Here is a 14,461-nt window from a genome sequence, read left to right as displayed (position 1 = left end):
CCAACAAATGGGTCTGTCATAATTTTAAACGCGAGACCAGAAAAAGGAGCTGTATCTTCTGCGTTCCTTTCAACTTCTTCATCTGTATCTGGTATAGTTCCTGTAACAGATTTAATATCTTCTGGGGAGGGTAAATATTCAACAACACAATCTAGCAATGGTTGAACGCCTTTGTTCTTAAAAGCACTTCCGCACATGACAGGAACAAACTTTCCAAGAAGAACACCTTTTCGGATGCATGCTTTTAAAACTTCTGCAGACGGCATCTCCGCATTTAAATACTTTTCTAAAGCAGAATCATCAACCTCAACGGCCATTTCAACCAATTGGTCATGATACTTATTCGCTTCTTCTCTCATTTTTTCTGGTATTTCAACGACATCGAACTTTGCCCCAAGGGTTTCATCGTGCCATATAATGGCTTTCATCTCTACCAAATCAATAATACCAACGAATTCACTTTCAGATCCAATTGGCAATTGGATTACGAGTGGGCGTGCGCCCAAACGATCCACAATCATATCCACACAACGATAAAAGTTTGCGCCAGTACGATCCATTTTATTAATAAAGCAAATTCTTGGAACATGATACTTATCGGCTTGACGCCAGACGGTTTCAGATTGTGGCTCGACACCTGCAACCCCATCAAATACAGCAACAGCACCATCAAGGACGCGTAAGGAGCGCTCAACTTCAATGGTGAAATCAACGTGGCCAGGTGTGTCGATAATATTAATTCGATTATCATTCCAGAAACAGGTCGTCGCAGCAGATGTTATGGTTATGCCACGCTCTTGTTCCTGTTCCATCCAGTCCATAACGGCTGTGCCTTCATGAACCTCTCCAATTTTATAGGACCGGCCGGTATAATATAAAATACGCTCTGTCGTTGTGGTTTTTCCCGCGTCGATGTGGGCCATAATTCCAATATTGCGATACTTACTGAGTGGTGTTGTACGTGACATTCTTTTCCCCTACCAACGATAGTGCGAGAATGCACGATTGGCTTCTGCCATTTTATGTGTATCTTCACGCTTCTTTACGGAGGTACCTCGGTTATTAGCTGCATCAGAGAGCTCAGCCGACAAGCGATCTACCATTGTTTTTTCAGATCTCTTACGCGCTCCGCCGATGAGCCAACGAATGGCAAGGGCTTGTGAACGCTCAGTACGTACTTCTGTTGGAACTTGGTATGTAGCACCTCCAACGCGACGAGAACGAACCTCTACAGCAGGCCTTACATTTTCTAAGGCATCATGAAAAAGATCAATAGCGTTTTTGCCACCACGACCTTGCATTTTCTCAAGAGCACCATAAACAATGCGTTCTGCTGTTGATTTTTTCCCTTTGGTCATTATGCTATTAATAAATTTTGCTAGCACAAAATCCCCGAACTTTGGATCAGGGAGTATTTCCTTTTTTTCAGCCGCGCGACGACGTGACATTTGATCTTCCTCTTAACTAATTCTTACTTTGGACGCTTTGCGCCATACTTTGAACGTGATTGACGGCGATCTTTGACACCTTGTGTATCAAGAGCACCACGAATGATGTGATATCTCACACCAGGCAAGTCCTTTACACGACCTCCGCGTATCAAAACAACAGAGTGTTCTTGTAAGTTATGCCCTTCTCCGGGAATGTAGCCTGTTACTTCATACCCATTTGTTAATCGAATACGAGCAACTTTACGTAAAGCCGAGTTTGGCTTTTTAGGCGTAGTTGTAAAAACTCGCGTACACACACCTCGCTTTTGAGGACATGACTCAAGTGCCGGGACCTTATTTCGAGTTCCTTTTGGAACTCTTGGTTTACGAATTAATTGGTTAATTGTAGGCATTAGCCTAACCCTTCTTTTCTTTTTCAAACATTCAACAATTTATCACAGTCAAAAATATCTACTTTTTGACTTACACCTTGCCATTGGCATACTAACCACAGCATTTATTATATGTCAACGGTTTCTCGATCTCAATCGTGAAATACCTTAATTTATGAGTATCTGTTCTTCTTGATGCTCTGTTTGCACATCTGAAGATTCTAACTCATCGCTTAAAGGCACAACCGTTGCAACACGATCCCTTTCCGCTGCAAGCTTACGTAAGCTGTGCAACATACTCCCCGTTCCAGCGGGAACGAGACGTCCGACAATAACATTTTCTTTTAACCCAATAAGTCCATCAACCTTGCCAGAGACTGCCGCTTCGGTCAATACCCTTGTTGTTTCCTGGAAAGATGCTGCTGCAAAAAACGATTTGGTCTGCAAGGATGCTTTCGTAATACCTTGCAAAATCGGGATTCCAGTAGCGATCTTTAATCCTTTAGATTCAGCTTCTTTGTTCGCTTGTTCGAGTTCGGTGCGGTCAACTTGCTCCCCACGGATAAGAATCGTCTCACCTGGATCATTAACTTCAAATTTTTGAAGCATTTGACGTGCGATAACTTCGATATGTTTATCATTTATCCGCACACCTTGCAAACGGTAAACTTGTTGAATTTCACTGACAAGATACGTTGCAAGAGCTTCAATACCTAAAATTCGCAATATATCATGAGGCACCGGACTTCCATCCACGAGCAAGTCTCCGCGCTTTACATAGTCACCCTCATGAGCTGTTATGTGACGCCCCTTAGGCACTAAATATTCCATAGGTTGCAGCGTTTCATCTGTAGGAATAACTAAAATACGACGTTTTGCTTTATAATCTTTACCATATTCAACTCGACCATCAAATTCAGCTATAATAGCTGCATCTTTCGGATGGCGAGCCTCAACCAATTCAGAAACACGCGGCAAACCACCTGTAATGTCCCGTGTCTTTGTTTTTTCTTGAGGAATACGGGCCAGAATGTCCCCAGCCCGAACTTTCGCGCTGTTTTCAGTAGATAAAATAGAATCGACAGTTAAAAAGTAACGCGCTTCCATGCCATTTGGCAAAATAACGGGATTTCCAGCTTTGTCTCGTATGCTTAGCATCGGCCTCAAATCGCTCCCTCGGGCTTGCTGTTTCCAGTCAACAACAACGCGATTTGAAATACCTGTTGATTCATCGACAATCTCCCTGATAGAAACACCTTCGACCAAATCCACAAAGTGCACAATACCATCACGCTCTGTAATAATTGGTATTGTGTAAGGATCCCATTCAACTAAGCGTTGACCGGGCTTTACTTTTTCGCCTTCTTCAACAAGGATGCGTGATCCATAAGGGACACGATGGCGGAACTTCTCTCTGTCTTGGTCATCCACGAGGACAATTTCACTGTTTCTTGCCAGGACAATATTAGCCCCACTGCCATTTTTGACGATATTCCTGTTGCGAATGGTAACAGTTGCATGGTAGGACGCTTCGAGGCTTGATTGCTCAGCACCGCGTTGAGCTGTACCTCCAATGTGGAAGGTCCGCATCGTTAACTGTGTACCAGGCTCTCCAATAGATTGTGCCGCAATAACACCGACAGCTTCTCCCTGGTTTACTAATCTGCCGCGAGCAAGATCGCGTCCATAACACTTTGCGCAAATACCAAAATCCGTCTGACACGTCAAAACGGAACGGATCATAACCGTATCGATTCCTGCTGCTTCTAGAGACTCAACATTAGCCTCAGATATAAGTTGAGCCGCCTCAACAATCACTTCCCCTGTCATTGGATTCACAATGTCCGTTGCGGCGCTTCTTCCTAAGATACGATCTGACAGAGATGCAATAGTATCCCCACCTTCAATGACGGCTCTTAAAGAAATGCCCTTTGTACTTCCACAATCAACTTCTGTGATGATACAATCTTGCGCAACGTCAACCAAACGGCGTGTTAAATATCCGGAGTTCGCTGTTTTTAATGCTGTATCAGAAAGACCTTTACGTGCCCCGTGGGTCGAGCTGAAGTACTCTAACACAGTTAAACCTTCTTTAAAGTTTGAAATAATAGGTGTTTCAATAATGTCTCCAGAAGGTCTGGTCATCAAACCACGCATACCGGCCAATTGTTTCATCTGAGCAACGGAGCCACGAGCCCCTGAATTGGCCATCATGTAGACAGCGTTTACTGGTTCTCCTGGGCGTGGCTTAGAGATTGCCTTCATCATGGCTTCCGCCACTTTGTCTGTACATTGTGACCAAGCATCAACAACCTTATTGTACTTCTCACCTTGAGTGATAAGACCATCAGCATATTGTTGCTCAAATTCGGAAACCATTGTTTTAGTTTGAGAGATTAACTTCTCTTTTTCAGGTGGAATTACGAGATCATCTTTACCAAAGGAAATTCCCCCTTTTGTTGCGTAAGTAAATCCCATACCCATAATTTTATCAACAAAAACAACAGTATCCTTTTGCCCGCAGTGACGATAAACGATATCTACAAGATTACCAATTTCCTTAGACGTCAATTCCTGATTCACAAGATTGAAGCCAATCTTAGGATGCTTTGGCAACAATTCACCAAAGAGCATTCTACCTGGTGTTGTTTCCACCCGCTTTGTTATAGTTGCGCCATCTTCTTGGTATACAGAAATTCGCGCGTTAATTTTGGTGTGGAGCTTAATAATCTTTTCTTCCAAAGCTTGTTCTATTTCTTGAATAGAACCAAAGGTCATGCCTTCTCCAAGTTCGCCTTCTGTCATCAAGGTCAAATAGTACAAACCAAGGACTATGTCTTTAGAAGGGACAATAATTGGTCGCCCGTTGGCTGGACTTAAAATGTTATTTGTAGACATCATTAAAACGCGTGCTTCAAGCTGAGCCTCTAATGATAAAGGAATGTGGACAGCCATTTGATCACCATCGAAGTCAGCATTAAATGCCGCACAAACCAATGGATGAAGCTGAATTGCCTTACCCTCTACGAGCATTGGCTCAAAAGCCTGGATTCCTAAGCGGTGCAATGTTGGCGCACGGTTTAAAAGAACAGGGTGCTCACGAATAACTTCTTCGAGGACATCCCATACTTCTGGACGTTCCTTTTCTACCATACGCTTTGCAGCTTTCAACGTATTGGCCAACCCATAACGCTCTAGACGCGCGTAAATAAAGGGTTTAAATAGCTCTAAAGCCATTTTTTTCGGCAATCCACATTGATGAAGCTTTAATTCTGGACCGACAACAATCACCGAACGACCAGAATAATCTACGCGTTTGCCTAAAAGGTTTTGACGGAAACGACCCTGCTTACCTTTTAACATATCTGCTAAAGATTTTAAGGGGCGCTTATTGGCTCCCGAAATTGCCCGGCCGCGTCGACCATTATCAAACAAAGCATCTACAGATTCTTGCAACATGCGCTTTTCGTTCCGCACGATAATATCTGGCGCGCGCAATTCAATTAATCTCTTTAAGCGATTATTACGGTTGATTACCCGACGGTATAAGTCATTCAAATCGCTGGTGGCAAAACGTCCCCCATCCAAAGGAACCAAAGGACGAAGCTCAGGCGGTATGACGGGTATAACATCAAGAATGAGACTTTCAGGCCTTGTATTTGATTCTAAAAATGCATCAACAAGCTTTAAACGCTTCACCAATTTTTTACGGCGTATTTCTGACGTCGTATCAATCATTTCTAAGCGAAGCTTTTCCTGCTCTTGTTCAAGATTAATTTCATTAAGCATTGTCTTGAGGGCTTCTGCTCCTATACCAGCAGTAAAGGCATCCTCGCCATACTCATCTTGGGTGCGCATGTATTCATCTTCAGAAATCAACTGACCTTTTTTAAGGTGGGTCATTCCTGGATCCATGACAATGTAATTCTCAAAATAAAGAACACGTTCTAGATCTTTTAACGATAAATCAATTAATAGGCCTATACGACTTGGTAATGACTTTGTAAACCAAATATGGGCAACTGGAGAGGCCAATTCTATATGCCCCATCCTATCGCGACGAACTTTGCTCAAGGTGACTTCTACGCCACACTTTTCACAAACAACTCCTCGATATTTCATGCGTTTGTATTTACCACACAAACATTCATAGTCCTTAATTGGACCAAAAATACGCGCACAAAATAAACCATCTCTTTCAGGCTTAAATGTTCGATAATTAATTGTCTCTGGCTTTTTTACTTCACCGTAGGACCAAGAGCGAATTCTGTCACTACTTGCAATTGAGATGCGAATCGCATCAAAGCCGGGAGCAACTTCAACGTTTTCCATAACTTTACGCATGGCATTCATGGCTTATATAACCCCATCTATCAATCTATATTTGTTGTTCAAAAGAAACATTGAGTCCCAAAGACCTTAGTTCCTTGACCAAAACGTTAAAGGACTCAGGCACACCCGCTTCCATATTATCGTCACCTCTTACAATCGCCTCATAGGCTTTCGTTCGTCCAGATACGTCATCTGACTTTACGGTTAACATTTCTTGCAAAGTAAACGCAGCACCGTAGGCTTCAAGCGCCCATACTTCCATTTCCCCAAATCTTTGGCCACCGAATTGAGCTTTACCGCCGAGTGGTTGTTGTGTCACCAAGCTATATGGTCCAATTGAACGCGCGTGAATCTTGTCATCAACTAAGTGATGAAGTTTCAACATGTATATATATCCAACAGTCACCTTGCGATCAAAGAGCTCTCCTGTTCGACCATCATATAAAGGCACCTGACCACTGGTATCCAAATCGGCTGCTTTTAAAGCATCCTCAATATCACTTGCTCTCGCGCCATCAAAAACGGGAGTTGCAATTGGAACACCTTTGCGCAAGTTGTGCGCCATATCTAAGATTTCCTCATCTGACATCAACTTGAGATCAGATTTATCTTCAGGGCGATCATAAATATTATTTAAGGTAGAGCGAACTTCAGAAATTGTTGCTTCCGTCTTTCGATATTTCTCTAACATCAAATTAATTTGACGTCCTAATCCTGCTGCTGCGCCACCAATATGGGTTTCTAGAATTTGCCCCACATTCATACGAGACGGCAAACCAAGAGGATTTAAGATAATGTCTAGTTGCGTTCCATCTTCTAAATAAGGCATATCTTCTAACGGCAATATTCGAGAAACAACACCTTTGTTACCATGGCGGCCAGCCATTTTATCTCCAGGCTGGATTTTGCGCTTTACAGCGATAAAGACTTTGACCATCTTCAAAACACCAGGAGATAATTCATCACCCCGTCGTAGCTTATCTACCTTATTTTCAAACCAGTCTTGAAGACGGGTTACGTTTTGATCGATCTGCTGATTAATGGCCTCAATTTCAGCCATAATTTCATCATTTTTAATCGTTATTTGTCGCCATTGGCCTTTTGTATAATCATTTAAGAGAGCCTCATCAATCGTTACGCCCACTTTCAATCCCTTTGGACCACTAACGACTTTCTGCCCAACCAATCTCTCTTTCAGATTTTGGTAAAAACTTCTTTCCAAAATGAGACGTTCAGCATCACGATCTTTTGCCAATCGATCAATATCGGCCCGTTCAATAGCAAGTGCTCTTTCGTCCTTGTCTATACCACGACGTGAGAATACGCGCACCTCAACAACTGTTCCGGTAACACCAGGTGGTACACGCAAAGATGTATCACGTACATCCGAAGCTTTCTCACCAAATATTGCGCGCAATAGTTTTTCCTCTGGAGTCATAGGTACTTCGCCTTTAGGCGTTACCTTGCCGACTAAAATGTCACCTGGATTGACTTCTGCTCCGATATACACAATGCCTGCTTCGTCAAGATTCTTCAGGCCTTCTTCCCCTACATTCGGAATATCTCGCGTAATTTCTTCATTGCCAAGCTTTGTATCTCGGCTCATAGCCTCAAATTCTTCAATATGTATTGAGGTAAAGATGTCATCTTGTGCAATTCTTTGAGACAACAATATTGAATCTTCAAAGTTGTAGCCTTGCCAAGACATAAAACCAACCAAAACATTTTGTCCTAAAGCCAATTCTCCAAGCTCCGTTGCCGGACCATCCGCGATAATATCACCCTTCTTGACAATATCTCCCTTTTTAACAAGAGGTCGTTGATTTATACAGGTGCTCATATTTGAACGTTGATATTTTTGCAAGTTATAGATATCCACACCTGCCGCTGAATCCTTAATATCGTCTTTTTCTGTAACTCTTATGACGATTCGCAAACCATCAACAGAGTCGACAACACCAGAACGCTTTGTTATGACACTAGACCCGGAATCTCGAGCAACAACATGCTCCATGCCAGTACCAACCAATGGTGCTTCGGCCCGAATCAATGGAACCGCCTGACGTTGCATGTTTGATCCCATAAGTGCTCTGTTCGCGTCATCATTTTCCAAAAATGGAATCAAAGATGCCGCAACCGAAACCAACTGTTTTGGTGAAACGTCAATGAGGCCAACTTCATCTTTATGAACAATACTTAACTCGCCAGAACGACGACAAGTTACATACTCATCTTTTATCGAACCATCTGAACCCAATTCAATATTAGCCTGGGCGATTGTATAGCGTCCCTCTTCCATAGCCGTTAGATAAACAACTTCATTTGAAACCTTACCATTGGACACTTTTCTATAAGGACTTTCAATAAATCCATATTGATTGACACGAGCATAAGTAGCCAAAGAGTTAATAAGACCAATATTTGGTCCTTCTGGGGTTTCAATGGGGCAAATACGACCATAGTGGGTTGGATGCACGTCCCGTACTTCAAATCCGGCACGTTCCCTTGACAAACCACCAGGTCCCAATGCCGACAAGCGACGCTTATGGGTGATTTCTGACAAAGGATTTGTCTGATCCATAAATTGAGATAATTGAGATGAACCAAAGAATTCGCGCACAACAGCAGCAGCTGGCTTTGCGTTTATGAGATCATGCGGCATCACCGTGTCAATATCAACAGTGCTCATACGATCGCGAATAGCCCGTTCCATGCGTGACAAACCAAGGCGATACTGATTCTCCAACAACTCTCCAACAGAACGAACACGACGATTTCCGAGGTTATCAATATCATCGATTTCCCCACGGCCATCCTTAAGCTCTAATAACGTCTTCAAGATTACAAGGATATCTTCTTTGCGAAGGACCCTTAAAGTATCAGGCGTTGTTAACCCTAATCTACCATTCATTTTTACACGACCAACAGCCGACAAATCATATCGTTCTGGATCAAAGAACAAGCCTTTAAAGAGGCTCTCGGCGCCTTCTAAGGTAGGTGGTTCACCAGGACGCATAACACGGTACAACTCAAGAAGAGCATCTTCCCGATTGTTACTACGATCTGCCATAAGAGTATTAAGAAGATATGGTCCAACGTTCACATGATCAATATGAAGGACAGGGATTTCCTTTTCTTTCAATTCATCTAGAATTTTCAAAGTATCAGCTGTGATTTCTTCCCCAGCTTCAATATAAATTTCACCAGTCTCTTCATTAATGTATTCTTTGGCGATATAACGACCAATCAAGTCTTCTAATTCAACTTGGACTTCTGACAAACCATCTGTTGCAAACTTTTTTACCAATCTCGGTGTTAATTTTGTGCCTGCTTCAGCAACAACCGTTCCTGTTTTTGCATCAACCAAGTCACGTGTCAGTTTGATACCCTTCCAGCGATTAGCGCTGAATGGGGTTTGCCATATCTTTTTGTTCCTTTTAAATGGAATAATTTCATAGAAATAATTCAATATTTCTTCTTTAGACATTCCTGAAATAAGATTCGAAGGCAATACTTCTTCCTTTTCAGCATACTCAGCTCTGTACTTTTCTGTTTCAGCACTGTCTAGCGCCATTAAGAATACAGTAACAGGGACTTTTCGACGACGATCTACGCGAACGTGCATAAGGTCCTTCGGATCAAACTCAAAGTCTAGCCATGAACCACGGTAGGGCACAACGCGTGCTGCAAATAAATATTTACCCGAGGAGTGTGCCTTACCTTTGTCGTGATCAAAGAATACACCAGGACTGCGATGCATTTGAGATACAATAACCCTTTCAATTCCATTCACAATAAAAGTCCCACTATCCGTCATGAGGGGCATGTCCCCCATATAAACGTCCTGTTCCTTAATGTCGCGAATGGATCGAGCACCCGTATCTTCATCGGTTTCCCAAACAATAAGGCGCAAAGTGACTTTTAATGGCGCTGCAAAAGTTAGCCCTCTTTGTCGACATTCGTCTTCGTCATATTTAGGGCGTTCTAGCTCATACTTAAAATATTCTAATTGAGATTTTGCTGCAAAATCCTTAATGGGAAATGTCGACCGAAATACTTCATGTAGCCCATGATTTTCCCTCTTGTTTTGAGGGACATTCATTTGCAGGAAGCTTTCATAGGAAGACTTCTGTAGCGCGATTAAATTAGGCATCGGCGCTACTTCAACAATACGACCAAAATTTTTACGAAATCTTTTCCGACCAGTGAAAGATCTTACCATAGATGCCCTCTTTCAATATTTACTATATTTAACTTTTAGGGATATTCCTTGAAATATAGCGAATCCCTTACCCAAAACAACTCATCTATCGAGCCAAACAATACCTATTTAGCAACCATAGATCAAATGTTTTATATAAATACATTGTAGGAGGGGCAACCTTACCCCTCCTCCATATGTTTTACAAATTATCAACTATTTAATGTCGACCTTTGCGCCGGCATCTTCTAATTGCTTTTTAAACTTTTCAGCTTGATCTTTGGTAACGCCTTCTTTAACTGCTTTTGGAGCACTTTCGACCAATGTTTTAGATTCTGTTAGTCCCAAGCCTGTAATAGCACGAACTTCTTTAATCACATTGATTTTGTTTGCACCTGCCTCAGTTAACATAACTGTAAACTCAGTTTGTGCTTCAGCAGCTTCTGCGCCTCCGCCAGCAACTGCCGCGGCTGCAACTGGAGCAGCAGCAGCGCTTACGCCCCAACTTTCTTCTAACAATTTTGAAAGCTGAGAAGCTTCCAATACAGTCAACTTTGATAATTCTTCTACGATTTTGTCTAGATTTGCCATTTTGCTTTAACTCCTTAATAATATAAAATAATGCTCACAATTCAATGCTTTATCCCTGGCTACGGGCAGCCACAACACATGTAACACGCCTTGCAGGTTCTTTTGCCAAAATTGCTAGTTTCGTTGCAGGGGCCAAAATGACAGCAATAATCTTACTGCGCAATTCATTCAAGGATGGCAAGTTAGCCAATGCCTTTACCGCCTGTTTATCCAGAATTTGGCCATCTAAATAGCCGCCAATGATTGATAATTTATCATTCTTATCAGCAAACTTAGACAACACTCTAGCCGCAGCAACAGGGTCTTGAGAGTACCCTAGTGCAGTTGGCCCCTGGAGATAAGGGTTTAACCCCTCCAGGTTTGTTCCTTTAACAGCAATCTGTGCAAGAGTGTTTTTTAAAACCTTGAATTCAGCTCCCGCCCCACGCATATCGCGCCGCAACTGAGTTGCCTCAGCTACTGTTATCCCTGTTTGACAAGCAACGATAACGCTGGTTGCCTCCTGCAGAGTTGTACGCATTTGTGAGACCAGTTCTTCTTTCTGTGAACGGTCCATTTTTCACTCCCTAACAGTATATTTCACGAAAAAGACTACCCCTTTCGTGTTTTCTATATTTAAAAATCAAAGTATCCTTTGATTTTCACGATTCTGTCCCAGAAGGAGTCAAAACTTCTCTCCCTTCTGTCTCATGCAGGCGGTAGCCCATTAAACTTTTGTGCCTTTCACAAAAGAACCCACAGTCTCGGACAATTTGGCACATTCTATTTTTTCTAGTTAGATCAAGGACGCGTCATTTTTAAAGATATATCTTTAAATCTAACAGCCCTTGCCTACAAAAAAAGTAGACTGCACCACAAGAGAGGCAAATAGGTTTCCCTAAATATACCCTCAACTTTTAAGAGATAAATATATCTCTCAAAATTCCTAATGCGTATATCCGATTACGCTTTAATCTCGAACTTAATGCCTATTCCCATTGTTGAGGTCAAGGTCAATTTCTTAACAAACTCGCCTTTGATACCAGCTGGGCGTGCTTTTTGCACTGCGTCAATATAGGCTGATATATTCTCAATCAAGGCTTTCTCTTGGAAACTTGCTTTTCCGATACCGCTATGGACAACGCCACCTTTTTCTGCCCGATACTCCACCTGGCCACCCTTAACGGCAGCAACAGCTTGGGCAACATCCATTGTGACCGTACCAAGCTTTGGGTTTGGCATCAAACCACGTGGGCCTAACAACTTACCAACACGACCGACCAATCCCATCATATCAGGGGTTGCTATACAGCGTTCGAAGGGCATATCACCGGCTTGAATTCTTTCCATTAAATCTTCGGCCCCCACAATATCTGCACCAGCCTTCAGGGCTTCATCCGCTTTTGGACCTTTTGCAAACACAGCGACTCTGTAGTTTTTTCCAGTCCCATTTGGGAGTTGAACAACACCACGAACATTTTGATCTGTTTTACGTGAATCAATATTCAGATTGATTGCAATTTCAATTGTTTCATCAAACTTTGCCGTAGCATTTGCCTTAACAAGCTTAACGGCTTCGTCAATGCTGTAAATCTTTTCTACATCAACTGTTTTAAAGGCTTTTTTGAGTCTTTTTCCAACGTGTACCATGTTAGTTTACTCCACCACTTCCAAGCCCATCGAACGAGCTGATCCAATAATCATTTGACATGCTGCATCAATATCGTGCGCATTTAAATCTTGGAATTTTTTCTCCGCAATTTCACGCACTTGCGCCATTGTAACAGAACCAACCGTTTCAATCCCTGCCGTTTTAGTACCCTTCTCTATCTTGGCTGCTTTTTTCAACCAATATGAATTTGGTGGAGTTTTCATAATAAAGGAAAAGGTACGATCCGCATAAACTGTAATCACTACAGGAATCGGAATTCCAGGCTCCATACTTTGTGTTTGAGCATTAAATGCTTTACAGAATTCCATGATATTCAGGCCCTTTTGACCCAAAGCTGGACCAATTGGTGGTGAAGGGTTCGCCTTACCAGCCGGTACTTGTAGCTTAATATAGCCATCAATTTTCTTTGCCATTTTCTATTCCTCAGTGTTTTACCAAATTCAAAAGGATTTTAACTAATTAATTCATTGCTCTCTATAGAGTACAAGGTTAAAAAATTAATATCTCTTTCTCCATTTGGTCTTATCATTTCTCATTCCTGAGCTTGTGGTACGCCTCTTGGCTGAAGCTCCCACGGTGACTCTCTTTAATAATCTCTTAAGGTGTAATAATCTTAAGGGACACTCTATCGACTTAAATTTGCCGTTGAATACCCTTAAAATTAGCGCCCTCAAGCCTGCATCAATCTTAATACCTTGTCACGCTTACATAAAATTTGCATAACAAACTACTAAAATGACAAAAATTACATTTTTGTCATGCAACGTCAAGCTTTTTCTACTTGACCAAATTCCAATTCAACTGGTGTCGGACGTCCAAAGATCATGACTGAAACTTTGAGACGTGCCTTTTCAGCATCAACTTCTTCAACAACACCCGAAAATGAAGTAAACGGACCATCGCTAACGCGGACCTGCTCACCGATTTCATATATAACTGAATGTCTTGGTTTTTCAATAGAATCCTGAACCTGTCGTAAAATGCGATTAACCTCTGCTTCAGAAATAGGAGAAGGCTTACCTTTACCCCCTAAAAACCCTGAAACTTTTGGAATGTTACGTACCAAATGCCACGTTTCATCCGTTAATTCCATTTTTACAAGGACATAGCCTGGAAAATAATTTTTCTCAGCTGTTACCTTGACGCCACGACGGACCTCTACCACTTCTTCCGAAGGGACAAGTATTTCCTCAAATCGATCAGCAAGACCACTTTTATCAGCCTGTTCCTGAATAGCTTGAGCAACTTTCTTCTCAAACCCAGAATAGACGTTTACAACATACCAACGCAGAGCCATTCAATAAATCCTTTAGCTCCCAAATCCCAAGATAAAGTTAACCAGTCGAAAAACGACTTGATCCACCAACATAAAATATATTGCCGCAATAACGGCAAATCCAAAAACAAAGGCCGTGGTCATAAGAGTCTCTCGCCGGGTTGGCCAAGTCACCTTACGCACCTCTTGACGAACTTGCGGGATGAATTCAAAAGCCTGCTTTAAACTGGATGTTTTTTGATCCGCTCTCATCTGCACTACCGCCTAACGTTTTAAAATTCAAACTACATAACAATTTATCATGGCAGGAGTGGAGGGTCTCGAACCCCCAACCTTCGGTTTTGGAGACCGACGCTCTAGCCAATTGAGCTACACTCCTAAATAATATAGAAGCACTGAAAAAGGATCTGCACCCTTTCTTTAGCAAAAGGAAACAGCTAATTTTTTCAGGTAGCTGTTTCTTTTACCGCACTTCTGCCCTCATTGTCTATAGGTTTCTCTTCGGAAACCTACCTGATGCTATTTCAAGATTTTAGCAACAACACCTGCACCCACAGTGCGTCCACCTTCGCGAATCGCGAAGCGCAA

At 42.2% G+C, this 14,461-nt stretch carries 12 protein-coding genes and 1 tRNA gene; all 13 read right to left on the bottom strand.

What is annotated here, in order from left to right; translation table 11 throughout:
- Nucleotides 1-968 (bottom strand): GTP-binding protein (locus K2Y18_07500; GenBank protein MBX9805578.1); only part of this gene is annotated, 968 nt, incomplete at its 3' end.
- Between the two features lie 9 nt (nucleotides 969-977).
- Nucleotides 978-1,448, bottom strand: a complete 471-nt coding sequence (rpsG, locus tag K2Y18_07495) for a 30S ribosomal protein S7 (protein MBX9805577.1) — start codon at nucleotides 1,446-1,448, stop codon at nucleotides 978-980.
- A gap of 23 nt (nucleotides 1,449-1,471) precedes the next feature.
- Nucleotides 1,472-1,843 (bottom strand): 30S ribosomal protein S12, encoded by a 372-nt coding sequence (rpsL, locus tag K2Y18_07490; GenBank protein ID MBX9805576.1) that lies wholly within the window; start codon nucleotides 1,841-1,843, stop codon nucleotides 1,472-1,474.
- A 147-nt stretch (nucleotides 1,844-1,990) separates the two neighbouring features.
- Entirely contained in the window at nucleotides 1,991-6,175 is a 4,185-nt protein-coding gene (gene rpoC / locus K2Y18_07485) for a DNA-directed RNA polymerase subunit beta' (GenBank protein ID MBX9805575.1), read from the bottom strand.
- A gap of 25 nt (nucleotides 6,176-6,200) precedes the next feature.
- Nucleotides 6,201-10,376: a DNA-directed RNA polymerase subunit beta gene (gene rpoB / locus K2Y18_07480; GenBank protein ID MBX9805574.1), complete on the bottom strand. Its 4,176-nt coding sequence runs from the start codon at nucleotides 10,374-10,376 to the stop codon at nucleotides 6,201-6,203.
- A gap of 195 nt (nucleotides 10,377-10,571) precedes the next feature.
- Complete coding sequence (gene rplL / locus K2Y18_07475) at nucleotides 10,572-10,946, bottom strand: 50S ribosomal protein L7/L12 (GenBank protein ID MBX9805573.1); 375 nt, start codon at nucleotides 10,944-10,946, stop codon at nucleotides 10,572-10,574.
- A 49-nt stretch (nucleotides 10,947-10,995) separates the two neighbouring features.
- Complete coding sequence (gene rplJ, locus K2Y18_07470) at nucleotides 10,996-11,502, bottom strand: 50S ribosomal protein L10 (GenBank protein MBX9805572.1); 507 nt, start codon at nucleotides 11,500-11,502, stop codon at nucleotides 10,996-10,998.
- Between the two features lie 386 nt (nucleotides 11,503-11,888).
- Entirely contained in the window at nucleotides 11,889-12,575 is a 687-nt protein-coding gene (gene rplA, locus K2Y18_07465) for a 50S ribosomal protein L1 (protein ID MBX9805571.1), read from the bottom strand.
- 6 nt (nucleotides 12,576-12,581) lie between these two features.
- Nucleotides 12,582-13,010, bottom strand: a complete 429-nt coding sequence (gene rplK, locus K2Y18_07460; protein MBX9805570.1) for a 50S ribosomal protein L11 — start codon at nucleotides 13,008-13,010, stop codon at nucleotides 12,582-12,584.
- Between the two features lie 353 nt (nucleotides 13,011-13,363).
- On the bottom strand, nucleotides 13,364-13,894 hold the full coding sequence (gene nusG, locus K2Y18_07455; protein MBX9805569.1) for a transcription termination/antitermination protein NusG: 531 nt from the start codon (nucleotides 13,892-13,894) through the stop codon (nucleotides 13,364-13,366).
- 12 nt (nucleotides 13,895-13,906) lie between these two features.
- The gene (gene secE, locus K2Y18_07450; protein ID MBX9805568.1) at nucleotides 13,907-14,125 is read right to left on the bottom strand and encodes a preprotein translocase subunit SecE; all 219 of its coding nucleotides are present in this window, start codon (nucleotides 14,123-14,125) and stop codon (nucleotides 13,907-13,909) included.
- 50 nt (nucleotides 14,126-14,175) lie between these two features.
- A tRNA-Trp gene (locus K2Y18_07445) sits at nucleotides 14,176-14,252 on the bottom strand.
- Between the two features lie 140 nt (nucleotides 14,253-14,392).
- Nucleotides 14,393-14,461, bottom strand: a 69-nt coding sequence (locus K2Y18_07440) for an elongation factor Tu (protein ID MBX9805567.1), incomplete at its 5' end; no start/stop codon positions are given.

The sequence above is a fragment of the Alphaproteobacteria bacterium genome (assembly GCA_019746225.1).
Taxonomy (GTDB): Bacteria; Pseudomonadota; Alphaproteobacteria; order Paracaedibacterales; family VGCI01; genus VGCI01.
Note: the sequence above shows the minus strand (reverse complement) of the source record. Positions and strands in the feature narration are given on the sequence as shown.